Raw genomic sequence first — 24,315 nt, forward strand, 5'->3', positions numbered from 1 at the left:
TTTCCGAGGTGCCGCAGATTGCCCCGAAAGAGGAGCGCCGCGTACTTGGGTACGCAAGCGACGGTTTGAGGGGCAAGGTGCGGTGGCTCGGGAAGCCGCCGGGACAGGTCAACTTAAAACTGATTCAGGAAACGCATATCGCCTGTCATGAGCGTTCTGAGGTCGGGCAGGTCGTAGCGCAGGGCCGCGACGCGCTCGGCGCCAATGCCAAAGGCGAAGCCGGTGTACTTCTCGGGGTCGATGCCGCAGTTGATCAGGACGTTGGGGTCGACCATGCCGCAGCCCAAGATCTCGATCCAGCCGCTGTGCTTGCAGAAGTTGCAGCCCTTGCCGCCGCAGACGTGGCAGCTCACGTCCACCTCGCAGGAAGGCTCGGTGAAGGGGAAGAAATGCGGGCGGTAACGCGTCTTGCGGTCCTCGCCAAACATGCACTTAACAAAGTAGTCGAGCGTGCCCTTAAGATCGCCAAAGGTGATGCCCTCGTCGACGACCAGGCCCTCGATCTGGTTGAACTGCGGCAGGTGACAGGCGTCGGCCGTGTCGGGACGGTAGACGGTGCCCGGGCAGATCATGTAGATGGGCGGCTTCTGCGACTCCATGGTGTGAATCTGCACGCCCGAGGTCTGGGTGCGCAGCAGCACATCGGACTCGCCGTGGGCATGCGCCTCGGGGTGCGCGACGCTGCCGGGGTTGTTGTCGACCACATAGAAGGTGTCGCGGGCCGAGCGGCTCGGGTGATCCATGGGGGCGTTGAGCGCGGTGAAGTTGTAGTAGGAGGTGTCGACCATGGGACCGGACTCGACGGTGTAGCCGATACCGCTAAAGATATCCTCGGCCTCCTCGATGATCTGCTTGATCAGGTGCTGGTGGCCGATCTGCGGACGAATGCCCGGCAGCGTGATGTCGACGGCCTCGTGCTCCAGTGCGTGCTTGAGGGCGGCGGCCTTCATCTCGGTGGTGCGCTCGTCGAGCATGCCCTCGATCAGCTGGCGCATCTCGTTGGCGCGCTTGCCCATAACGGGGCGATCCTCGGGGGCGAGCTTGCCCATCATGCGCATCAGGCCGGTAATACGACCCTTGCGGCCGAGCAGCTCAACGCGCGCAGCCTCGAGCTTGGCGGCGTCGTCGGCGCCTGCGACGAGCTCCTTGGCCTCTTCCTCGAGTTTGACCAGATCATCAATCAGACTCATGTCTTCCCTTTCGTCTCTCGCGTTCCCCGCTCGCCAGGACGACTGCCGCCGTCTGGCGTTGCAAAAACGCGGCCCGGTTCGGTAACAAAAAACCGTCCTCGGGCATGTGCATTGCCCAAGGACGGTTGAATTCCGCGGTACCACCTTGTTTGACCCGGCGGATGTCTGGCCCGCCGTGCCCACTCTATGCCCCTTATCGCGAGGCTCACGGCTTCCCTACTGGGGCTTCGCCGCCGCTGGCCGCGCGCCCGTTGAGGTTGCTGCTCGGGAGTGAACGCTTGGCCCTTGCCACCGCAGGAAGGCTTGCAGCCCATGACCTTCCCTCTCTTGCCGGCGACGCGGCGGGCAAAACCCTCTCCGTCAACGCATTGGGCTATAGGATAACACATTCTGCGAGCATATCGCCGCGTTCCGTTTTGTTCGCACTGGGTACAAGGCGGGTAGCTGTGCAAACTGGCCGCACGCCCACCCGTGGCGTCCGGTCTGCGAGATCAAGGATATAGGTATGGGAAAGAAACTCGATAAGAAAGCCAAGGCCGCCGTGGCCAAGGCCTCTAAGAACGCCAAGGCGGGCAAGGGCATCAAGAAGCTCCGCAAGCTCGAAGGCAAACTATGGACCCGCGAGTACCTGCTCAAGATTGCCGAGTTCGATGGCGCGACGATTGCCCCCGCCAACGGCGCTGCGGCCCGCGCCGATGCTATGGGCACCCTTGCCGGCGAACATCACAAGCTCCTGACCAGCAAAAAGTCCGTCGAGCTTGTAAGCTCGCTGGCACACGAGACCGTCGCCGGCGGCAAGATCGACGACCCACAGCTGCTCGACGAGATCCGTGTGCTCGGCCGCGACCAGCGCGAGGCAAGCGCCATTCCCACCGAAGAGGCCGAGGCCTGGACCAGGCTCACCTGCGAGGCCGACGCCGTGTGGCACAAGGCCAAGACGGCCAACGACTGGGCGAGCTTTGAGCCCTACGTGGATAGAATCGTCGCCCAGCTCAAGCATCAGGCCGAGCTCATGGACCCCAAGCACGACCCATACGATGTTTGGCTCGACCAGTACGAACGCGGCCTTTCCGCCAAGAGCTTCGATGCGTTTTGTGACGAGGTCAAGGCCACCGTCGTGCCGCTCGTTCACGCCATCGGCGAGCGCGGGCAGCAGCCTACTGCCGACTTTTTGCACGCGCATGTGCCCGAGGCCGCCCAGCGCGCCATGAGCTTCGACCTGATGAAGCTCGTCGGCCTTAACCTGGACGACACCACGCTCGCCTTTACCGAGCACCCGTTTAGCGAGGGCTTCTCGGTGGGCGATGCGCGCATCGCCACGCACATCTACGAGAACGACTGCATCTCCAACGTCTATAGCATCATCCACGAGGCGGGGCACGCCATGTACGAGCTGGGCGTCAATCCCGCTTACGCGCGTACGTGTCTGGAGGGCGGCACCTCCATGGGCATTCACGAGAGCCAGAGCCGCTTTTTCGAGAACACCGTAGGCCGCAGTCGCGCTTTTATGGGCCCGCTGCTCGAAGTGCTGCGCCGTCACGCGCCCGAGGTCTACGGCAACGTGGACGAGGACACGCTCTACCACGCCGTGAACATCGCGCAGCCGTCGCTGATCCGTACCGAGGCAGACGAGCTCACCTACCCGCTGCATATTATGGTGCGCTACGAGATTGAGCGCATGCTGTTTGCCGGCGAGGCCACGGCCAAGGACATCCCCGCGCTTTGGAATCGCCTTATGGACGAGTACCTGGGCATTCCTGTTCCCGACGACACGCGCGGCTGCCTGCAGGATACGCACTGGAGCGGCGGCTCGTTTGGCTACTTCCCCACGTATGCGCTGGGCAGCGCCTACGATGCCATGTTTGTGCCGGCCATGTGCCGCGACGGTGTCGACCTTAACGGCGCCTGTGCGAGCGGCGACCTGGCACCCGTCCGCGCTTGGCTGGGCGAGCACATTTGGCAGTGGGGCCGCGCCAAGGACGCGCCGGAGCTCATCAAGGGCGCGTGCGGTATGGCATTCGACGCCCGCTACTACTGCAGCTACCTGCAGGACAAGTTCACCACGCTGTACCAGCTGTAAGGATTGACCTGCACGCCATCGCCAACGCCAACCATGTTGACGTCGATGTCTTGGCAACGTCAGCGAAAACGGCCCCAAGCGAGCAGGGTGACGTGAAATGAAAGGGCGCTGGCCTTCTGGTCGCGCCCCTGAAATTGAACGCCAGATTGCCGCTTGGGGCCGTTTGTAGCGTCGAGCGGTTACGCGGTTTGGTAAAACTGCGTAACTACAGAGCCTCCAGCGCGGCGGCGATGCGCTTCATGGCGGCGTCGGCGGCGTCTTGGTCGGGGGCCTCGGCCAAAACGCGAATCACCGACTCGGTTCCGCTCTTGCGCACCAGCACGCGGCCCTCGCCTGCCAGCAACGCCTCGGCCTCGGCGATGGCGGCCTGCACGCCCGTGCTACCCAGCGCAGCATCCTTGTCCGCCACGCGTACGGCAACCTGCGCCTGCGGCAGCAGCTTGCACGGCACCGCGAGCTGCGAAAGCGTCTCGCGTTCGGCACGAATCACTTCCATTACGCGCAGCGAGGTCATTATGCCGTCGCCCGTACGCTCGATATCGCCAAAGATCGTATGGCCCGTCTGCTCGCCACCCAGGCTATAGCCGCCCTCGCGCATCTTGGCATACACGTGGCGGTCGCCCACGCCGCTGGTCACGGCACTCAGGCCGGCAAGCTCCAGCGACTTAATCAGGCCAAAGTTGCTGGCGATCGTCGGCACCACGGTACCGCCCGAGAGGCGCCCGTGCTTGTTGAGATACACGCCGCACACGTACAAAATCTGGTCGCCGTCGACCACGCGGCCGCGCTCGTCCACAGCCAGGCAGCGGTCGGCATCGCCGTCGTAGGCAAAGCCCACGTCCAAGCCTTGCTCCACCACATGGCGCTGCAGGCGCTCCATATGCGTAGAGCCGCAGTCGACGTTAATGTTAAAGCCGTCGGGTGCGGCGTTAATCACGCGCACATCGGCGCCGAGCGCATCGAACACCGGCTTGGCGACAGAGGACGCCGAGCCGTTGGCGCAGTCAATGCCAATCTTGACGCCCTGCAGCGAAAAGTTCGCGCTTGCAATGAGCGAGGCAATATAGCGGTTGCGGCCCTGCATATAGTCCACCGTGGCACCAATCTGGTTGCCCGTGGCCAGCGGCACCTCGCCCTTGCCATCGATATAGTCCTCGATGAGCTCCAGCACGTCCTCGTCCATCTTAAAGCCGTCGCTGTTGACCAGCTTAATGCCGTTATCGCAAAACGGATTGTGGCTCGCACTGATCATGATGCCGCAATCGAAGCAGCCCTCCACGGTCTGATGCGCCACGCCCGGCGTTGGAATCACGTGCAGCATATATGCGTCCGCACCGCTCGCGACCAGGCCACTCACCAGCGCCGCCTCGAACATGTAGCTCGAACGACGCGTGTCCTTGCCCACGATCACGCGTGCTTTGCGCTCGCGGTTGGCGCCGTAATACCAACCCACAAAACGGCCGATCTTGTACGCATGCTCTACGGTCAGCCCGACGTTGGCCTCGCCGCGAAATCCGTCGGTGCCAAAGTACTTCATATCTTACTTATCCTGTTCGAACGTTTGAGCGGTTGGTGTGGTGCGAACCTCAAGCTCTTTGTGCCCAGAGTCCTTCGAAGTCGTGACCGTGTACTCAACCTTTATGTCTTGTCCAAGAAGCATGTGGACGCCGCCCCATGCAACCTTCAGGCCATCGTGCGTCGCTTCGCTCATCTCGATAGAACCGGAGCCCGAAGTCTTAATGTCCGAAATGCTGCCTCCCGCGGGAGCATAGAGATAGAGTCTCAGCACCTCGTCATCAATATCCTGGCTAATGCCGTTATGGCCCCGGAAATAACCAGGCATCTCGGCCTTCTCCTGAGGGGTCATCGTGTTCTTGAGCGTAGTGGTCACTCGATACGTCGTCGAACCGTCGGCATTTTCAACCGAAGAATCGATGGTGACTCGCTTATCGAGAAACCAATCCATCTTTGAGTAACTGTAGTTGTTCACATAGACGCCCAAGATCGGAGCCTCCGACGTATCGGTTTGGAGAGCGCCGGAGATGCCAAGGTCCTTCGCGGCCTTTTCCTCGTCGTCGTTTCTCGAATACATGAGGATGCGACCCTCGGAAGCACCCTTTTCGATGGCGGCAGCAATCTGAGTAATATCGCTGGAGCCCAGTTCGTCCACGATCTTGTTAAAAGCTGATCCGGCAACCGCCGCAAAAATGGCGTCCTGTTCCTCTACCGGGTAATTCCAATAAACATCGTGCATCAGTACCTTTGCAGCGTTGCTTCCGTCGACGACGGTGCCGTCGGGAAGCTGCGTGCCGCCTACAATGCCGAGCATATACTGCAAAAATACCGGATCGACTGCAAATACGCCGTCGATGTCATCTCCGACAATGGCCTTCTGCATATCGCTGACAAGCTGAGCCGCACGCGGATAATCGGGCGTCATCGTAACGTCGCCCATCGTGTATCCGAGCGTGTTGAATCCCGTCAGGCCCCATCCGGTCGTGAACAAGTTTGCCTCTTCATCGGTGATGGGAAGCGGACTCAAAGGCTCTTTCATCAAGTCGACTTTGACAAAATCGCCCAGTTCGAGCTTACCGTCAGTCACCGACATCACGCCGCGAGAACCCGGGAAACCGCCGCAGGCGCGGATCTCGACATTGCTCATCGCGAGCACAAGATAATGGCGCGTCTGACCGTTGGCGCCGAGCATCTGGGGCAGAACGGGGGCGACCTTCTCCGCCGCGTCAACCGCGCCGTTGAGGGTGGCAAAGCCGTCCTTTGCCTTATCGACCAGCTCGGTCACCTGGGCGATATGCGTATCGCCAATACCCTGAATCTTTTCATTGGCGCTCTTGAACGCCCTCGAGCTATCGGAGAGCGAATCGGCGACCGCCTGCAGCGCGGACACGTTGATTGTTCCGTCCTGGAACAGCTTGCCGGGCGTTGCCTGAGCGAGATTATCGGCCATGGGGACCAGCGCGCCGCTCGAAACATCGGACAGAGCGTCGACCATGGTGCGGACGGCATTAATGTCGCTGCCGTACACCGGGACAAACGAGGCCATCGTCCACAGCGGGCTCGAGGTCTCCGCCTTCATGCTGCTGCAAAGGTCGTTGATCTTCTTCGCATCGTCGGGTAGGGTCGAAAAATCGCCCGACGTGACCTTACCCTTAAGGTCTGCGACGATACCCACGGCCTCCTTTGCCTGGGCCTTCACGGTCTTTGCCGAGTTAAAGAACATGAAGCAGCTCACGCCAAGTGCAACGAGGACAACCGCGACGACAGCAACGACCGCTGTGGCGGCATAACGGTTCTTGTTCTCGCCCTTGCGATGACGATGACGGACCAACCCGTCCGACGTCGTGCTCGACGAAGTGCCGCCGCCGTAGTTCAGGCCAAAATCGTAATAGTCTTCTTTGGAACCCGAGCCCACAAACTCGGCACCGCTATCGTCCAGACGGGCAAACGTGCCGGTCTCGGAAGCTCCCGTGTAAATCGTGCCCAAGTTGCCCGTGATGCCTGCATCCTTGAGCGACGAGGTGTTGCCGGCAGCATTGGCGCTGACTGCATTGCCTGCGGGATTTGCGGAGACCTCGCGCGGTGGCACTGCGGGGGTAGCCCCGGTCGCAGCGGCCTGACCGTTTGCGCGGGCGGCCTTTTTTGCCTTCTGAGATTGCTCATACAGAGCGGTAAACATCGCCGTCTCGCCCGGAGACGTGCGATTGCCGGCGCCGTTCTGGCCAATGCCGCCCGGAGCGCCGGGCCTTCCCGCCCCATTAGAACGCGGCGGGACCGCCGGACGGCCGTCTCCGCTACCCTTAAAATGATTTCCAGCCATAGAGAAATCCTCACAATACAAAAGTCGATAAACGTTATCAGTTTATGTCATATTAAACGCGCGCAGCTAAACTCCAGACATGCGTCCTGATTACACGCAACATGCGCGAATCCCTATTCAGTTTTTAACTTGTATCAGCCGCTGCGTCGACTACACCGTCAAAAACACCATCGCGATAATCATGGCAAAACCCGCCAGGTCGGTGGGCAAAAATACCGTCCCCAGCATAAGAGCGCTGGTAATAGTGGCAGAGACCGGTTCCATGGTTCCGATAAGGCTCGCACGAACCGAGCCGATCTCCTTAACGCCCTGCATATAGAACATATAGGCAAAAAACGACCCAATCACGATGAACACCGCGAGCGCGCCGACACCCGAGGGCTCGAGCGCCGGCATGTGTGCCCACGGCTGGGTAAAAATGCTCAGCACGATTCCTGCCGAAAGCATAGCTGAGCCCGTGACAACCGAGCTGCCGTATTCCTTGAGAATTCCGGCCGGAATAATTGCCATGCAGGCACCGCCCACGGCGCACAAAAGGCCCGCGAGCAGGCCCATCGGCGAAATGCTCAGCGTACTGGGGTCGCCACCTGTGGCGATAAGAAACGTTCCGCCCAAGGCGAGCAAAACACCAAGCGTCTCGCGCGTGCGCGGAAGTCGATGCGTGGCAACGCAGGCATACCCCATGACGACCACCAGCTGCAGGCACTGGAACACCGTCGCCGTGCCCGCGTTGGTTAGGCGCACGGCAGACAGATAGCAAATCTGGTTGAACAGCAAGCCAAAAATCGTAAACAGGATGAGCTGCTTGCAGTCGGCGGGGGTAGTCCACAATTTAACCAAGCGGTCGCGATCCTTGTTGAGCACGACGAGCATAAAGAGCAGGCCGGCGCAAACCTGGCGCATGCTCATGAGCCAAAACGTCTCGATATGGCAAACATCGAAGAGGTAGCTGGCGCAGGTGCCAGAAAATCCCCAGAACGTTCCGCCGGCAGCCGCGGCAAGCACACCCAGGGCCATCTTGCGCGTCTGGGCGTCGTTGAGGCGGTCGCGCCATGCACGGCGGGTGCTGCGGCTGAGCTCATCGGTGCCCTCGGGCACATCAATGTTCGATATATCGGTCATCGGCACCGAAGCCCCTGCGCCTTCGACCTGCTCGACACGCTCTTTGCTCATCCCGCTCCCCCGAAACAGCCTGGAAACAATTCGGCTTACCTTACCACGGCGAAGGCACCAGCTGGGAGCTTGTCCGCTTATCGGTAGGACAATTCCGCAGACGTCTCTTCCATGGTTCGGCATTGCAACGGCTTTGCATTATGCGATAGCCAAATCGCGGCAGCGAGCTCTTTTAAAATGGGCGCGACAAAGCCCTTTGATTCCACAACGTTAGCGATTTTAAAAAATATTCTTGCCACCGAGTTCAAGCTCCGTTATATTATCTCTTGCGCACTTGCGCACCCTTGATCGGGCGTTTAGCTCAGGGGGAGAGCGCTTCCCTGACACGGAAGAGGTCAGAAGTTCAAATCTTCTAACGCCCACCAAATGTTCGCAGCCCAGAGGCTATGCCTCTGGGCTGTTTTGTTTTATGTGCTAAGCCAAAAGGGCGCCGTGGCACCCAAAACCGCTTCGGCAGCTCCAATAACCATCCCAATCGAGGCTGATACCGCCTCTACATAACCGGCAATCATCCCGGCAGACCCCAAGTTGCTTCGGTATCGCCGGCAATTACCCCTGCCACACCCAAAGTCGCCCAGGCAACCCCGGCGACCGCCCCAACCAGCCCCAAAATCACCCAAACAGCCTTGGCGACCGCCCCAATCAGCCCCAAAATTACCCAAACAGCCTTGGCGACTGCCCCGATCTGGCCTTCGCAAGCCTCGCGGCCACATCCGGACAGCCTTCCCATAATCAGGTCTAATACTTTTCCCGAGAAGTGAACGACCTTATTTGGACCCCCGAAGCATCCACACTTTTTACAGCCAAAACCGCAGGATTCCAATGATAAAACCGCAGGAAATAAGCCACCAAAAGTGTCGATGTTTCGGGGGTCCGTTTTGACTCGTTCACTTCTCGGGAAAGTATTAGACCTGACAATGAGACCCTTGGTCCCATGCCCAGCAACCGCCCCTACCAATGTTGACGCGCCTCGATTACGGCCTGCCAAAGCTTAAACCGCTTCGCTTCGACGCGCTTGAGGGCAAAGTATCGCTGCTCCTCGCTCATGGGCTTGTTAAAAATGGGTCGCTTGTTCCGGTGCAGCTTCCGTCGGATACGTTCGCACAGCCGGATGAGCTTGTCGTAGTCATTTGCCTGCTCAGTCGTCACGGTGAAGTGTGCCACGCCGCTCAACAGCTCCAACTCGTTGCGGCGCTCGGCATCCTTGTAAATCTTCTCGCGTCCGTCATGAATGGCATCGCTATCGTAATCGACCATCGCGGTCAGCACCTCTGGCAGCAGTCCGGCCTTTACTTTATCCATGCCCACCTCGACTTTAGCCGTAAGCGTTATGTCGGGTGTGCGCTCCAACACGCGAAGCTTGTGATCACGTCCGTCATTGTATCCATCGCGAATGAAGACCTTCTTGTTAAGTTCGGCCTTGCCCAATGCATACCCGCCGTAGCGCGCAGGCAGCGACATAAACATGCAGAGCCCCGACTCCCTCGGAGAGCGCGACCCCTCGATCACATATGCAAGCAGCGCCTTTGCCTTCGCGATACCCCTCACCTTGGGTGACTTCTCGATATACGCCGCGATGAGCTCCTTAGTCGTGAGCCTGCTATCGCGCATGCCCGCATCCCTGCCTGTTACCCCACCGGGAGCAAGGTTATCCAGCCGGTAATCCGATGTCATCGCATAGCCGGCATAGACGGCCGCTGCCATATCGCCATCGTGCACAGCCTGCAAAAACGCCAGCTCGGGAGAGCACACATACGCATCAAGGTCGCCCATCCAGTGGCCCAGCGAGATAAACGAACCCGCCGGGAGCTCGTTGGTGCACAGATGCGTCTTAACATGCTTGCTCTGCCGACGGCCGGCGCGCGACGGCACCAGCAAATCCAGCGTTTCGATTCCCAGGTCATAGCGATCGATAACCTCCTGCGCTTCTTGGTCCAAGAGCGCACAGGCACCTGCAATCGACACGACCTCTGGCTCCGAATCCCCAAAGCGAGGGTTCGGCATGTGCGCCAACAGCGCCAATGCGGCGTTATGTGAAACGATAAAGTACCTCATGGCGCGAAGATAGCACGCACGCCGGCGGCGGCTGGCGGTCCTGTTAAGTTTCCGGTAAACGACCGGCGGTTTTTTCGCCGAGGTGCGCCAAAGTGTTCATTCGACGATGCCCAAACCGCAATCCGTCAAGCTTTTGGCAAGGTTGCCGCTCAACTGGCCAAAAGTCGACCATCTACTTGCCAGTTTATCCAAGGCGTAACCAACCAGTCCGCACCGCGGCTTCTCGGCAAAACGCCACAACGTCCACACCCTGCGGTATCCTTGAGCCACTTACACCTGCAGCACCAAGGAGCCACCATGCGCACCGAGCTCGATGTTCCCTTTTCGCGCAAAGAAGAAGCCAAGGCGCTGGGCGCCAAATGGGACCGGACCAAGAAGATCTGGTATGTACCCAGCGGCGTCAACCCCGAGCCCTTTGCCGAGTGGCTGCCCGGTGTTGACCGATCCGACCCCTCTGCGCCGTATATATATCTAGTACTAGGCAAGCGCGAGTGCTGGAAGTGTCACAAAGAGACCTCGGTCGCGGCCTTCGGCATTCCCTATCGAGCCGATGACGGCGAGGGCATCGCCATCGCGCACGCACCCAACAAGGCCGGGCACATTGCCATCGACACGACCAATGCCAACGCGCTCGCCATTGTTCCCGCTCTTGGCTGCGTCCCGGGCGAGATCCGCGACTATCTTTCTAAGCGCTGTGGCTACAAGCCCGTAGGCGCGCGAGCCTCCAAAGCCCCGTCACTCGGCAACACGTGCAACTGTTGCGACGCGCTGCAAGGCAGCCGCTATCTGTTCGAAGAACCCTCGTCCCCGTTTGCCCTCACTGCCATCAACAAGCTGCCGGCACTGGAGTTTGTGCGCGTCGAAGTTGCCGGCGTCTTTGGCGTCCCGGCCACGCATACCAATTTTGACCAGGCACTCTTTACCTGGGCACGCGACCATCACGCCGAGTTCCACAAGCAACTCGGTGAGGGAATTTATTTGTAGAGACGGAGAGGCCTTCACAGCCAGCTCCTCCGCATCACCTATCCCCCGTCGCAAACGTCATACACGATATCGAGGCCGCAAACAGGGCATTTCTCCGGATACACCGGCATATGAACGCCCGTCCGTTTTCTCACTTCGTCGCTGAGTCTGTCGCGCGCATCGATGAACCGAATATCGAGACACGATATTTGTGAGCCGCAATAAGGACAGGCGACGGCAAACGACCCGCAATCAACCTCTACGCCCGGAAACATATTGTTGTCTATAAGGGCACACGGCAGTTTTCCGTACTTCCCCATCGCAATATCGCCTCGCCAGCTCACACGCGCTCCTCTCTCGCTATCCAAATCAGGAAGAGCATGCACCGGCGGGCGTGCACGAGATTGCATCGCCACGCGATCCGATCAAACAACACGATCGTAAAAGACCGCCAAAGCCAAATACGCTAATACGGCAGAAGCCCCGCCTTTTCACGCTTCTTTTCCGAGCGATCGAACTCAATGCGATGGGCCTCAAGAAACACCGCATTGGGTCGCCACTGACGCTCATTCGGCTGCCTTAGCGTCGCACCTGCAAAGGAAGCGTAGTCGGTCTTATCCAGCAGGTACGATCCGCACAGCCGATATTCGCCGCAAACAGGCTCAAACGAAATCAGATGAGCATCGAATAGAGCATGAAAGTCGCGCCGAAGCAGAATGCCGTTGCTGGCAACCTGCGATTTGGGTCCCGAGTAATTCTCGATATGTGCAGCCTCCAGTGCCTCGTTAACCCCACAACCCGACACCGCGCAGCGACCATCATAGGCGGCAATGAGCTGCTTGCGGAACCATTGCTGCCCCAATCGCTCGCGTCTCAACGCATAGCGAGCTTTTTCGTCATCGGTCGCACTCTGTCCGGCAAACTCAATGTCGGCTGACATGTGCTTCAGATAGCTCATGTCGGACGCAAAACGAGGGTCCGGTCCACCTTTATGAACGGGACCATGCAGAACAAACCAGCCGTTTTCGGGCTCAAACCGTTCAACAAACGCAAGGCCGAGCACCTTATAGCCCACCTCGGTTGCAAATATGACTCCAACTGGAACGCCATATTCCATGCAGTTGAGCATTTTACGGTTGTAATTCTGGTCTCGAGAACCAACGACACCTGGCGCTTGAACCGAATACTTAATGACCCACGTACCGTCATCCAAATAGAGCGGAGGAACATCGGTGTAGAAGCTCTTTTTAGAGTTATGGACCGAAAGCGCAAAGATCTTATTGGGATCTTGCTTCACCCGATCCTGGCCCGGCCAGAAGATCCCTGAATCCCGCGTTACGGGAAAGAAGTCCGCGCCAATTCTCAAACGATACTGATACTGAGGGCTATCTTCCTTGGTGCGGTGCGGAAGGCTGGTCCAAACGCCGCCGCGCTGTTCCTCACCCAGAAACCACTCCCATGCCTCAACGTATTCGGAAGGCACGAGACTGCAGGCACGGTCATAGCTTGGTCCATCCATCAACGGAACAGCAAGGTCAATGTCGTTCATCGCCAGCACCTACAACCATACGAACGCGAGTCATGCCCCTCAATAATATGGCCGAGAGTCAATTATTACGAGATCTCATTCCGCGATCGGCACATCGTTGATGCTCTCGGTTTGCCGCTGTCGCGCTCATACCCCGCCATCCCACTCCCCTGTATACTGATGTAGCACGTGTTTCATCCGGGCTTATTGGGCCGGATTGTTCATGGGAGGGTCTTATGGCTGCTTCGAATCCGCCTAAGGGAAGCGTTTCTTCTTCGTCCATCAAGCCGGTGACGCGCAAGGCCGTGCGTTGCCAGCGCGAGGTCGCTTGGCTTGTCACGCAGGCGGCGGGCAGGCTTGTGGCGACCACTCAGGACGTCAATGCGCCTACGCCGAGCTTTGTGTTAGCGGCGGCGCTGGATTTTGTGCGCCAATTGGAGCTTGCCGCACAGGATGCCAGCGGCCACCTCGACTACCAGAATGTTATGGCGCCCGACCTGCAAACGTTCTGCCACATGGCCAAGTTGCCCGCCGCGCCCAATGCGCTTTCGGACGCGGGCTACATGTTTACGCTTTCGGGCGCGGACCTTATCCGCGACATCTACGCATACTGCAGCGAGCTCGCCGAGCGCCACGTCTTTGACGCGGCAGAAATCAAACCGGGATATGCCATCAAGCTGGTTCTTAGGCTGTTCCTGATGGATGGACACGCGGACGCGCAGGCATAGGACGTCTTTCGGCACTATTCATCAAGCCGGCGCTGGCCGCCTTATCTTGGTTGCCGCTACGTGAGTGAGAATTATTGGACGGTCCGAAAATCCGCGCTCGTGTGTCCGAATATCCACGATCGCGCGGCGGTCACGCAGGGCCTTTGTCCATTCCGCCGGCATCGTCTCCAGTTCGCCGCAGAGCCGCGGCCCCATATGGGTATACTCACGAGGATTCGACTCGATTCGCCCCCGCTGGGGCGTCAAAGGAGACTGCATATGCCCACCACCTCAACCGACCCGCGCACCGCTGCCGCCGCGCTGCTGGTGCCTGGCACCGCCTGCCACGGTTTTGCCGTCGAGCGCTGCGAGACCGTGCCCGAGCTCGACTCGGACGCCTACGTGCTGCGCCACACCGCCTCGGGCGCTCGCCTGCTGTACCTGGCGTGCGACGACGAAAACAAGGCTTTTGCCATTGGCTTTAAGACGCCGCCGGCTGATTCCACCGGCGTGTTCCATATCCTCGAGCACTCGGTGCTGTGCGGATCGGCCAAGTTTCCCGTCAAGGAGCCGTTCGTCGACCTGATCAAGAGCTCCATGCAGACGTTCCTCAACGCCATGACCTACCCCGACAAGACCATCTACCCCGTCGCCACCACCAACGAGCAGGATCTGTACAACCTGATGGACGTGTACCTGGACGCGGTGTTCAACCCGGCCATCTATACCAAGCCCACCATTTTTGAGCAGGAGGGCTGGCACTACGAGCTGGACCTGCCGGAGGGCGCCGAGGGCGAGGGTAACGGCAGTTCCGCAAGCCTGCGCGAGGGCACGCTACGCTATAACGGCGTGGTTTTCAATGAGATGAAGGGCGCGCTGTCCGACCCCATGAGCGTGCTGGACGACGCCGTCAACGCCGCGCTTTATCCCGACACCGCCTATGCGCACGAGAGCGGCGGCGACCCACGCGCGATCCCTGCGCTCACCTACGAGCAGTTCCTGGACACGCACGCGCGCCACTACAATCCTTCCAACTCCTACATCACGCTCTACGGCGACCTGGACGTGGACCGTGCACTGGCCTTTTTGGACGAGCGCTATCTGTCGCAGCCGAGTGCCGCGAGCCGCCGCATGGACGCAGCCGTCGCCGCCGGCGAGGACCCGTCCACGCTGGCGCCCAATCCGCTGGTCGTGCAGGCGCCCGTGACCTGCGAGTACAAGCGCGTCGAGATGGCCACCACACCCGAGAATGCCCTGGTGGGCCTGGGTCTTGTGCTGGGCAGCGCGCTCGACCGCAAGCGCACGATCGCGGCGGACATCCTGTTCGAGGCACTGCTGGGTTCCAATGAGGCGCCGGCTAAGAAGGCCATTCTGGCCGCCGGCCTGGGCGGCAACGTGGTGAGCTACACCGCGGCCGAGAGCCTGCAGCCCTACGAGCTCATCATGCTGCAAAACGCTCAGCCCGGCGTGGCGCGCGAGCTGCGCCGCGTGTTCCAGGACGCCTGCCGCGACCTGTGCGAGCACGGCGTTCCGCGCGAGCGCCTGGAGGCCATCATCAGCAGCAACGAATACGACCTGCGCCAGCGCGACTACGGTATCGCCGACGGCGTGGCCATTGCGTGCGACGCGCTGAGCACCTGGCTCTACGATGACGACGCCGCGACGCTGGCGCTCAAGTACGGCCCGGTGTACGAGGAGCTGCGCGGCGAGCTGGACGGCAGCTATTTTGAGGACCTGCTGCGCGAGCTGGTGCTGGAGAATGACCACATGGCGCTGGTCGAGCTGGTGCCGGTGGATGCCGCCGAGGGTGCGGAGAGTGCCGAGGCCGCCGAGCTGGCAGCCAAGCGCGATACCATGACCGATGCCGAGCTGGCCGATGTGGTCGAGCGCACGGCTGCGCTGCGCGCCGCGCAGGAGGCGGATGACGCGCCCGAGGCCAAGGCCACGCTGCCACGCCTGCGCGTGTCCGACATTGGCGAGGCGCGCCCCGAGCCGCCGCTGGTCGTGAACACGACCGCGCCCATCCCCTGCCTGCGCCACGGCATCCCCACCAACCGCTTGGCCTACGCCATGCAGTATTTCGACCTGAGCTGCGTCGCGTTTGAAGACCTGCCCTATGTGACCCTTCTCTGCCGCCTGCTCAAACAGCTACCCACGAGCGAACACTCGGCCGAGGAGCTCGACAACCTCATCGCTGGCAGGCTGGGCTTTTTGAGCTTTACGACCGAGGTCATGACCCAGCCCGACGTGGACGGCGTGCGCCCCTACCTGCTGGTGAGCGCCGGCGCCCTGTCCGAGAAGATTGATGCGCTGGCGAGCCTGCCGCGCGAGGTGTGGTCGAGCACGCTGTTGCTCGATGCCGAAGCCGACCGCGTGCGCGACGTGCTCACGCAGATTCGCATTGGGCTTGAGCAGGGCTTTATTAACAACGGACACTCGGCGGCGCTCGGTCGCGCGATGAGCTACAGCTCGCCTTCGGCCGTGGTGCGCGAGCAGCTTTCGGGCGTGGACTTCTACCTGTTCCTGCGCGATCTGCTCGACCACTTTGACGAGCGCCTGGACGACCTGCGCGCCAAGCTTGCCGAGCTGGCAGGCCGCATCTTTGTGTCCGATGGCTGTCTGGCGAGCTTTACCGGCAGCGATGAGGACTTTGACGCGTACTGGGCCGCCGCGGGCGACCTGGGGTTGGGCGCGGGCGACGGTGCTGTTGCCGGCCGCGACGCGCTCGTGGTGCCGACGCCGTGTGACCGCCACGAGGCTTTTGTCATCCCCAGCGACATCTGCTTTGCGGCAAGCGCATGCGACCCGCGTCGCCTGGGCATTGACGTGACGGGCGCCTGGGCGGTTGCCGCCAACGCGCTCTCCTACGACTACCTGTGGAATGAGATCCGCGTGAAGGGCGGGGCGTACGGCTGCGGATTCCGCGCGGCAGGTGAGCGTCAGGCGGCGTTCTACACCTACCGCGACCCGGCAATCGACCCCTCGATTGAGCGCGTGGCGCGCGCAGGCGAATGGCTCGGCAGTTTTGAGCCCGACGTGGCCGCCTTTGAGGGCTTTATCGTGAGCTGCGTGAGCGGCATGGACGCGCCGGTGAAGCCGTACGCGCTCACCAAACGCCGCAACACGACCTACTTGGCCGGACTCGATCCGCATGCACGCGAGGAGCGCCGCGCCCAGATGCTCGCCGCCACGCCCGGTGAGCTGCGCTCGCTCGGCGCCGACGTGACGCGCATCGCAGCCGTCTCGCCCACCTGCGTCTTTGGCGGCCGAGACGTCATCGCCAAGAGCAACGCCGGCTTCAACGTCATCGACCTGCTGGGCTAACGCACAGCAAAGGTAGATTTTTGGGACATGCCTGAAAATCTACCTTTTCTTTTGCCGCTGCCTGGGCGGGGCAGCTCAGCCCGTCACACCAGTTTGTCTAAATCTGTAACATCTAGGCGGCAATATTGGCTCCAGATGTTACAAATCGAGACGTTTTCGGATGACGCCGGCCCTTTGTCTCAATCTGTAACATCTAGGCCCGATTTTGCCGAGTTACTGTTACAGATCGAGACACACCGCCGCGAACACCCACTCTTCGTCAAAACCCACGAAGATGTCCATGAACTGCTCCCCTTGCGATGGTTTGCGTGGTGGTTTCGTCATTTGACCAGATAAAACCTACCAAAATAAACCTGTCCCTTTTTGATAGGTTTGAGAGAGGGGCCGGGATGGATAAGGCCGAGTTGCGGCGGGCGGTAATTGCCCGGCGCGATGCTCTAGATTTGGATATGCGGGCGGCAAAGTCTGCTGCTGCATGCGCGCGGCTCGTTGAGTTGCTGGGCGGCTCGGGTCCCGTGGCCCCGCGCACCGTTGCCGTCTATGCCGCCATGGGCTCCGAGGCAGATCCTGCCGCGTTTGCCGCAGCGGCCGCAAAACACGGCTGGCGCGTGGCCTATCCGTGCATGTTCTCGGCAGCTGACACCGTGGCTTGTGGCCAGCGCATGTGCATGCGGGCAGTTGCTGCCGGCGATGCGTCCGAGGCCCCGTTTATCGCCCGCCCTACGCGGGCCTTCGCAGCCACGGACGTCGACAGCAGCCGCTTTCCTATCGTGCCTGCCGAGGCGCTCGATATGATCGTCGTGCCGCTCGTAGCCTTCGATCACACCGGCGCGCGCCTGGGCTACGGCGGCGGCTGCTACGACCGCTACCTGCCCACGCTCTCGCCCGCATGCCAAATCATCGGCATCGCCTTTGACGAGCAGCGTGTCGACCACGTTCCCACCGACACCCACGACCTGCCGCTACCCCACATCATCAGCGCCTAACCGCCGTTGTATCGCACCCGCAAGATGGGCATCCGAAAATCCACGCCCGTCACGCCGCAGCCGCAGCCACAACCGCAACCGCAGCCGTAGCCTAGTGCTCCTCGCCGGCGCGGGCCAGGTCGTAGGGCGTGGTCTGGTAGACGTAGTAGTTGAGCCAGTTGGTGTAGAGCAGCTGGGCCTGGCTGCGCCAGACGTTGCGCGGCTCGGCGGTGGGGTCGTCACCTGGGAAGTAATGCGCCGGCACCTGGGGGTTGAGCCCGCGCTTCACGTCGCGCTCGTACTCCAGGCGCAGCGTGTCGGTATCGTACTCGGGATGGCCAAAGACAAAGAAGCGGCGACTGTCGGTCGACTTGACGATGTACAGGCCCACCTCGTCTGATACGGCCACGACCTCAAGCTGCGGCTCGGCCTCCACGTCCTCGCGGCGCACATCGGTATTGCGTGAATGCACGGCATAGAAGCGGTCGTCAAAGCCGCGGACCAGCGGGCTTTGCGGCTTCACCAGATAATGCTCAAACACGCCGCTCGCCTTGGCCGGCAGGTCGCACTTCTGGATACCGTAATGATGGTAGAGCCCTGCCTGTGCACCCCAGCAAATATGCAGCGTAGAGTGCACGTGCGTGGTGGACCAATCCATGATCTGGCAGAGCTCGGGCCAGTAGTCGACCTCCTCGAACGGCATCTGCTCCACCGGCGCGCCCGTGATGATCAGGCCGTCGTAGTGGATATCGCGGATGTCGTCGAACGTACGGTAGAACGTCTCCAGGTGGCCGGCACTCACGTGCGTGGCCTCGTGCGTCTTGGTGCGTAGCAGGTCCACCTCTACCTGCAGCGGCGTGTTGGAGAGCTTGCGCATGATCTGCGTCTCGGTGGCGATCTTGGTTGGCATGAGGTTGAGGATGAGCACGCGCAGCGGACGGATGTCCTGGTGCAGCGCGCGGTACTCGGTCATGACAAAGATGTTCTCGCTCTCGAGCTGCGCGGCGGCAGGGAGGGCGTCGGGGATGCGAATGGGCATGGATGCTCCTTACGAGTCAGTTGCAGCTATGGTACAACGAGCGGCCCCATCCGCGCGAGTGCATCGCCCCGAGACACCGTCAGCGGCCCAAATCACTCCAAAAGTAGAGATTAAGGCATGTCCCAAAAATCTACGGCGCTTTAGCCTAGCAAAGTGGCAGCAGGACGCTACAATGGTTCGATGCGAAAAACTCGGCCGAAAGGATATGAATATGTACCAGACGCGTAAGATCGGTGTGGTCGGCCAGGGCCACGTAGGAGCACATGTCGCCAACAGCCTGCTCATGCAGGGCATTGCCGATGAGCTGTACCTCTGCGATATCAACGAGGCAAAGGTGACGTCCGAGGTCCAAGACCTGCGCGACTCCCTTTCGTTTGTCCCGTACAACACCAAGATCGTCAACTGCTACGACCACTACGAGGAGCTGGCCTGCTGCGACGTCATCGTCAACGCCGCCGGCAAGGTCGCACTGGCCGCCGGCAACCGCGACGGCGAGCTGTTCTTTACCACCGACGCCGCCCGCACCTTTGCCAAGCGCATCGTCGATGCCGGCTTCGACGGCATCTTCGTGAGCATCTCCAACCCCTGCGACGTCGTGTGCACCGAGCTGTGGCACCTGACCGGCTACGATCCCAAGAAGATCATCGGCTCGGGCTGTGGCCTGGACTCTGCCCGCCTGCGCACCGAGATCTCCAAGAAGGTCGGGGTGAGCCCCAAGTCCATCGACGCCTACATGATCGGCGAGCATGGCTTTAGCCAGCTGGCCGCCTTTAAGGCCGCAACCATCGCCGGCAAGAGCCTCAACGAGCTTCAGGCCGAGAACCCCGACAAGTACGCCTTCGACCACATGGAAGTCGAGGAGCTCGCACGTAAGGGCGGTTATGTGACTTACGCCGGCAAGCAGTGCACCGAGTACGCCGTTGCCAACTCCGCCGCGCGCGTCTGCGCCGCCGTGCTGCACAACGAGCACGCCGTGCTTTCGGCCTCTACGCTTATGACCGGCCAGTATGGCGAGGAGGGCATCTTTACCTCCCTGCCGTGCGTGATCGGCGCCGAGGGCGTCGAGGAGGTCTACACGCTCGACCTTTCCGAGCACGAGCTCGAGGGCTTCCACAAGAGCTGTCAGCATATTCGCGACAACATCGCCCAGCTCGACTGGTGGGACGCCGAGGCCTACGACGCCAAGTAGTCCGCCGGTTGATGCGACAACTCACTCATACGGACACAATGTAAAGCGGGCCGCGCCGGAAACCCACCGGCGCAGCCCGCTTTTTGACTCACGCGACATGCTTGCAGATTTAGGTCTAATACTTTTCCCGAAAAGTGAACGAGCAAAAACGAGCCCCCGAAGCATCGGCACTTTGTGGAGACCATTTCCTGCAGTTTCATTAAGATTTTCCTGCTGTTTTGGCGTCAAAAAATGTCGATGCTTCGGGGGTCCAAAATAGGTCGTTCACTTCTCGGGAAAAGTATTTGACTTCGTTTTTCGACAAACAGAAAGGGGCGCCGTAACGCAAACGGGGCCCGCGCTTGGCGAAGGCCCCGTCATGAAAAATCGCGTTCCCCGTTACCTAGTACTGCTCGACGCCCATGTAGCGGCGAACCTCGGGGCTGTGGTCAAATACCTTGCCGCGGGCGGCGCGCAGCTCACAGCTCATCGCATAGAAGAAGATCGGCTCCAGGTACGAGCGCACGCTGGCAGGCACCTCGCCCACGCCGTACTCAAGCGCATCGAGCACCATGACTGTATCGGTGTGCGTGTTGAGGAATGCCAGTGCGCGCTCCTCCATGGGGCGACACTCGCCAGCGCCAAGCTGCACAAAGTAGAACACGCCGGGCTCGGTAGCCTCGAAGGGACCGTGGAAATACTCGCCGGAGTGGATGTAGCAGCAGTGCTGCCACTGCATCTCCATGAGCGAGCAGATGGCCATGGCGTAGGTCTGGCTAAAGTTGGGGCCGGAGCCCAGGATATAGAAGAACTTGTGCTGCTGGCAGAGCTCGGCAAAGCGATCGCCCAGCTCGGCGTTGACCTTCTCGCGGGCAGCGGGCAGCAGTGCGTCCATCTGCTTAAGGCCGGCGTACATGTCGGCGAGCGCCTCGTAGCCCTCCTGCTGGTCGAGCAGCTCGGCGGCGATCAGAGCGCCGATGCCCTGCGGAACTTCGGCCTGCGACTCGCCCTTGCCCCACGGGTAAACCCAGGTGGTCCACTTGCCGTTATCGATCTTGGAGCCCGCGTAGTCAGTCATGGTCACGACCTCGGCACCGGCGGCCAGCGCCATCTCGCAGCCGTCGACGACCTCTTGCGTGTTACCGCTGTGGCTACAGGCGATGACGAGCGACTTCGGCCCTAGACTCTTGGGGGCCATAAGGCAAAACTCGCGCGCCGTGTAGACCGTCGAAGTGAACGTGGTTGCCTCGCGCTTGAGCAGCTCATTGGCCGGCATAAGGTCAATCATCGAACCGCCGCAGGCGATCCAAAAGACATTCTCGATCTTACCCTTGCGCTCGATAATTCCCTGAACCAGATCGTGTGCGTTCACGGTGACATTCCTCCCTGTGTGGCGGCTTTGAGCGGCGACAGCTCGTACCTGCGGTCGTTCTATGTTGTCCTATTTATAGCACGCAAGCTGTCGCAGGTGAATTCATTTCACCAAACTTGTTCTGTATTGTTCTATCTATGGACGTTATATGTCGAACACGTAGCGCGACCCCACGATCTTTTGGCGCCCGAGCAGCAAGGGCCGCTCGTCCGCATCGGTAAAGTACGCCTCCATATAAAAGAGCGGCTCGCCGACCGGCACCTCCAACAGCGGGGCCGTCTGAGCATCAGCGAGCGCGATCTCCACGGTACAGGGATCGGACTTGAGCGGTGCGCGGCCCGAATGCACGGCAACGAGCGCAAAAATCGAATTGTCGGCGAGGTCCTCGTCGGCAAGCTGCTGCAGATAGGGATGGTCGGCCAGCACAAAGGCGTTGTTCTCGAGCATGACGGGCACGCCATCGGCCGTGCGCACGCGCTCGACCACGATGAGCTCGCAGCCGGGTTCCACGCCAAAAAACGCCGCGTCCTCGCGCGTCGCCGCAACCACCGTGCGCGACACCAGGCGCGCTCCGGCCGCCATGTCGTTGGCAGCGCAGGCCTCGGTAAAACTCTGGACGTCGCCTTTCTGGACAATCTTGCGCTTGAGCTTGGGCGCACACACAAACGTGCCCCTCCCCTGCTGACGGTTGAGATATCCCGCGCGCGACAACTCCTCAATGGCGCGACGCACGGTAATGCGCCCCACGCCGTAGGACTTCGCGAGCTCCATCTCGGAAGGAATGCGCGAGCCGGCAGCGTACACGCCGCGCGCGATCTCGCCCTTTAGGTCGTCCATAACCTGCTGGTACAGCGGCACGGCGGACACGTCAGTACGGTCGGTCTTGCTATCGGCTACCATCGTTACGCTCCATCCCGTGCATGCTCGGATTCAAACTCTTCAATCGCCGCCATAAACTGCTCGCCAAAGGCGTCGGCTTTTTTCTCGCCAATGCCGTTGACCCGGATAAGCTCGTCGCGCGTCTGAGGGCGCAGGCGGCACAGACCGCGCAGCGCCTTATCGGAGAAGACCATGTACGGCGCCATCTCCAGCTCGGTCGAAATCTCCTTGCGGAGTGCCCGCAAGCACTCGAACAGCTCGGCATCGTCGCCCACGCGCGGGCGCTGATCCAGCTCGGCCTCCTCGCGCAGCAGATCCACCGCACGGAGGGCGCGGGCCGAGGCCTTGCGCTTGGATGCACGACGCTTAACGGTAAAGGCAAACGCCTCGTCCTCGACCTCGCCGGCACGCGGGCCCAGTCCCACGACCGGGTACTGTCCCTGTGAGGTTGCCAAATAACCGCGGCCGCACAGCTGCCCGATGATGTCCTTGATGCGCCCGACCGATTCGCTCGACAGCTCACCGTAGCCGCGGTCCTCGTCCAGATGCATCTGGCGAATGCGCTCGGTGTTGCCGCCGTGGAGCACGTCGGCGATCAGCGACTTGCCAAAACGCATGGGACGCGTAGCCACATAGCGCACGGCGGCGCGGGCCATATCGGTGACGTCCTCGACCTCGAACTGCGTGAGGCAGTTGCTGCAGTTGCCGCAGCCCTCGGCTTCGTCCGTGGCGGCACCGCTAGCACCGGCTGCGGCGGTATGCTCGGCCGCAGCCTCGTCGCCAAAGTAGCGCAGCATGTATTCGCGCAGGCAGCCGGTGGTATTGCAGTAGCCCTCCATCTGGCTGAGCAGGCGGTATCGATTCTGGAGCGCCCACGCGCGTTGCTCGTCATCGAGCGCCTCGTCGGCAGCATCGCCGCGATCGATCAAAAAGCGACGCATGCGAAAATCATTGCCGTTCCACAGCAAATGGCAGCTGGCTGGGTCGCCATCGCGGCCGGCGCGGCCCGCCTCCTGGTAGTACGCCTCGATGCTCTCGGGCACGTTGTTGTGAATCACGTAGCGCACGTTGGGCTTGTCGATACCCATGCCAAAGGCGTTGGTGGCAACCATTACCTGGATATCGTCGTCGATAAAGGCGCGCTGGCTTTGCCGGCGGGCGTCGTTGCCCATGCCGGCATGGTAGCGGCCAACGCGAATGCCGCTGGAGCCCAGCGCCTCGGCAAGCTCGCTTGCCAGCGCATCGACGGTCTTGCGAGTCGAGCAATACACGATGCCGCTTTCGCTCGAATGTGCGATCACATAGTCGCGCACCCACGCGGCCTTGGCCTTGTCGCCCATCTCCTCGCAGCCAAAGTAGAGGTTCTTGCGATCGAAGCCCGTCACCACCGTCGCGGGGTTTTGCAGGCCGAGCATCTGCTGAATGTCCGCACGCACGCGCTCGGTCGCCGTAGCGGTAAAGGCCGCCACGATGGGGCGCTGCGGCAGGGAATCGATGAACTCGCGAATCTGCAGGTAGGCGGGACGGAAATCCTGGCCCCACTGGCTTACGCAGTGGGCCTCGTCAATGGCCACGAGCGGCACGCCAATGCCGGCGGCGGCCTCCCGCGCAAAAGCTAAAAAGCGCGGCTCGAGCAGACGCTCGGGCGCCACGTACATAAGCTGGTAGCGGCCCTCGCGCGCCCGCTTGAGCACGGTGTTTTGCTGGGCCGGAGTAAGACTGGAGTTGAGATAGCTGGGTCGCGCACCCGCCGCGAGCAATGCACGGGTCTGATCCTCCATAAGCGACAGCAGCGGACTCACCACAAAGGTGATGCCGGGCAGCATGAGCGCGGGCACCTGGTAGCAAATGGACTTGCCGGCGCCCGTGGGCATAACGCCCAGCGCATCGCGGCCAGCAAGGATCGCATCGACCATGCGGTCCTGCCCCGGGCGAAACGAGGTGTAGCCAAAATAGGCGCCGAGCGTATCGAGCGCCATCTGCTGCATGCTATCGGTCATGGTTTCCTAACGTCCAAGTCATCTGCCGCCGATTATA

Annotated in this window: 16 protein-coding genes and 1 tRNA gene; 7 read left to right on the forward strand and 10 right to left on the reverse strand. The window is 61.0% G+C overall.

Features of this window, described 5'->3' with window-relative positions; all coding sequences use genetic code 11:
* Positions 1 to 113: 113 nt before the first annotated feature.
* Positions 114 to 1,190: a phenylalanine--tRNA ligase subunit alpha gene (gene pheS, locus ACTQ05_RS00190; protein WP_154517607.1), complete on the reverse strand. Its 1,077-nt coding sequence runs from the start codon at positions 1,188 to 1,190 to the stop codon at positions 114 to 116.
* 505 nt (positions 1,191 to 1,695) lie between these two features.
* On the opposite strand from pheS, the gene ACTQ05_RS00195 reads away from it, so the two are divergent.
* Entirely contained in the window at positions 1,696 to 3,270 is a 1,575-nt protein-coding gene (locus ACTQ05_RS00195) for a carboxypeptidase M32 (protein WP_441063976.1), read from the forward strand.
* 205 nt (positions 3,271 to 3,475) lie between these two features.
* Here the strand turns inward: ACTQ05_RS00195 and glmM are convergent, their stop codons facing one another.
* The 3 genes from glmM to ACTQ05_RS00210 form a co-directional block, all read right to left on the reverse strand.
* Entirely contained in the window at positions 3,476 to 4,807 is a 1,332-nt protein-coding gene (gene glmM, locus ACTQ05_RS00200; protein ID WP_441063975.1) for a phosphoglucosamine mutase, read from the reverse strand.
* Positions 4,808 to 4,810: 3 nt separating this feature from the next.
* Positions 4,811 to 7,105, reverse strand: a complete 2,295-nt coding sequence (locus ACTQ05_RS00205) for a DUF4012 domain-containing protein (RefSeq protein ID WP_441537669.1) — start codon at positions 7,103 to 7,105, stop codon at positions 4,811 to 4,813.
* A gap of 150 nt (positions 7,106 to 7,255) precedes the next feature.
* On the reverse strand, positions 7,256 to 8,278 hold the full coding sequence (locus ACTQ05_RS00210) for a DMT family transporter (RefSeq protein ID WP_441537670.1): 1,023 nt from the start codon (positions 8,276 to 8,278) through the stop codon (positions 7,256 to 7,258).
* A 290-nt stretch (positions 8,279 to 8,568) separates the two neighbouring features.
* Here ACTQ05_RS00210 and ACTQ05_RS00215 point away from each other — a divergent pair.
* Positions 8,569 to 8,643, forward strand: a tRNA-Val gene (locus ACTQ05_RS00215).
* Positions 8,644 to 9,229: 586 nt separating this feature from the next.
* Here the strand turns inward: ACTQ05_RS00215 and ACTQ05_RS00220 are convergent.
* Positions 9,230 to 10,243 (reverse strand): hypothetical protein, encoded by a 1,014-nt coding sequence (locus ACTQ05_RS00220; RefSeq protein WP_427719129.1) that lies wholly within the window; start codon positions 10,241 to 10,243, stop codon positions 9,230 to 9,232.
* Positions 10,244 to 10,630: 387 nt separating this feature from the next.
* Between ACTQ05_RS00220 and ACTQ05_RS00225 the strand changes: the two genes are divergently transcribed.
* On the forward strand, positions 10,631 to 11,317 hold the full coding sequence (locus tag ACTQ05_RS00225) for a DUF5710 domain-containing protein (protein ID WP_441048999.1): 687 nt from the start codon (positions 10,631 to 10,633) through the stop codon (positions 11,315 to 11,317).
* A 445-nt stretch (positions 11,318 to 11,762) separates the two neighbouring features.
* Here ACTQ05_RS00225 and ACTQ05_RS00230 read toward each other — a convergent pair whose 3' ends face one another.
* Positions 11,763 to 12,845, reverse strand: a complete 1,083-nt coding sequence (locus ACTQ05_RS00230; RefSeq protein ID WP_441038653.1) for an HNH endonuclease — start codon at positions 12,843 to 12,845, stop codon at positions 11,763 to 11,765.
* Between the two features lie 215 nt (positions 12,846 to 13,060).
* On the opposite strand from ACTQ05_RS00230, the gene ACTQ05_RS00235 reads away from it, so the two are divergent.
* The 3 genes from ACTQ05_RS00235 (at position 13,061) to ACTQ05_RS00245 (ending at position 17,841) form a co-directional block, all read left to right on the forward strand.
* Positions 13,061 to 13,552 (forward strand): hypothetical protein, encoded by a 492-nt coding sequence (locus ACTQ05_RS00235; RefSeq protein ID WP_441049000.1) that lies wholly within the window; start codon positions 13,061 to 13,063, stop codon positions 13,550 to 13,552.
* Positions 13,553 to 13,810: 258 nt separating this feature from the next.
* On the forward strand, positions 13,811 to 16,855 hold the full coding sequence (locus tag ACTQ05_RS00240; RefSeq protein WP_441537671.1) for an insulinase family protein: 3,045 nt from the start codon (positions 13,811 to 13,813) through the stop codon (positions 16,853 to 16,855).
* Between the two features lie 389 nt (positions 16,856 to 17,244).
* A complete protein-coding gene (locus tag ACTQ05_RS00245; RefSeq protein WP_441537672.1) occupies positions 17,245 to 17,841 on the forward strand; it encodes a 5-formyltetrahydrofolate cyclo-ligase in 597 nt (198 codons plus the stop codon).
* Between the two features lie 91 nt (positions 17,842 to 17,932).
* Here ACTQ05_RS00245 and metA read toward each other — a convergent pair whose 3' ends face one another.
* Complete coding sequence (gene metA / locus ACTQ05_RS00250) at positions 17,933 to 18,859, reverse strand: homoserine O-acetyltransferase MetA (RefSeq protein WP_427719472.1); 927 nt, start codon at positions 18,857 to 18,859, stop codon at positions 17,933 to 17,935.
* Between the two features lie 211 nt (positions 18,860 to 19,070).
* On the opposite strand from metA, the gene ACTQ05_RS00255 reads away from it, so the two are divergent.
* Positions 19,071 to 20,048 carry an L-lactate dehydrogenase gene (locus tag ACTQ05_RS00255; protein ID WP_152067319.1) on the forward strand — a complete coding sequence of 326 codons (978 nt, stop codon included), beginning with the start codon at positions 19,071 to 19,073 and terminating at the stop codon, positions 20,046 to 20,048.
* A gap of 382 nt (positions 20,049 to 20,430) precedes the next feature.
* Here ACTQ05_RS00255 and ACTQ05_RS00260 read toward each other — a convergent pair whose 3' ends face one another.
* The 3 genes from ACTQ05_RS00260 to ACTQ05_RS00270 all read right to left on the reverse strand — a co-directional run bounded on the left by ACTQ05_RS00260 (position 20,431) and on the right by ACTQ05_RS00270 (position 24,278).
* Positions 20,431 to 21,399 carry an SIS domain-containing protein gene (locus ACTQ05_RS00260; protein ID WP_441537673.1) on the reverse strand — a complete coding sequence of 323 codons (969 nt, stop codon included), beginning with the start codon at positions 21,397 to 21,399 and terminating at the stop codon, positions 20,431 to 20,433.
* Positions 21,400 to 21,543: 144 nt separating this feature from the next.
* The gene (locus ACTQ05_RS00265) at positions 21,544 to 22,299 is read right to left on the reverse strand and encodes a GntR family transcriptional regulator (protein WP_152067317.1); all 756 of its coding nucleotides are present in this window, start codon (positions 22,297 to 22,299) and stop codon (positions 21,544 to 21,546) included.
* Between the two features lie 2 nt (positions 22,300 to 22,301).
* Positions 22,302 to 24,278, reverse strand: coding sequence for a RecQ family ATP-dependent DNA helicase (locus ACTQ05_RS00270; RefSeq protein WP_441537674.1), 1,977 nt, complete (start codon positions 24,276 to 24,278; stop codon positions 22,302 to 22,304).
* Positions 24,279 to 24,315: the final 37 nt, after the last annotated feature.

It is taken from the genome of Collinsella sp. LCP21S3_A9 (assembly GCF_052118785.1).
In the GTDB taxonomy this organism is placed as follows: domain Bacteria; phylum Actinomycetota; class Coriobacteriia; order Coriobacteriales; family Coriobacteriaceae; genus Collinsella.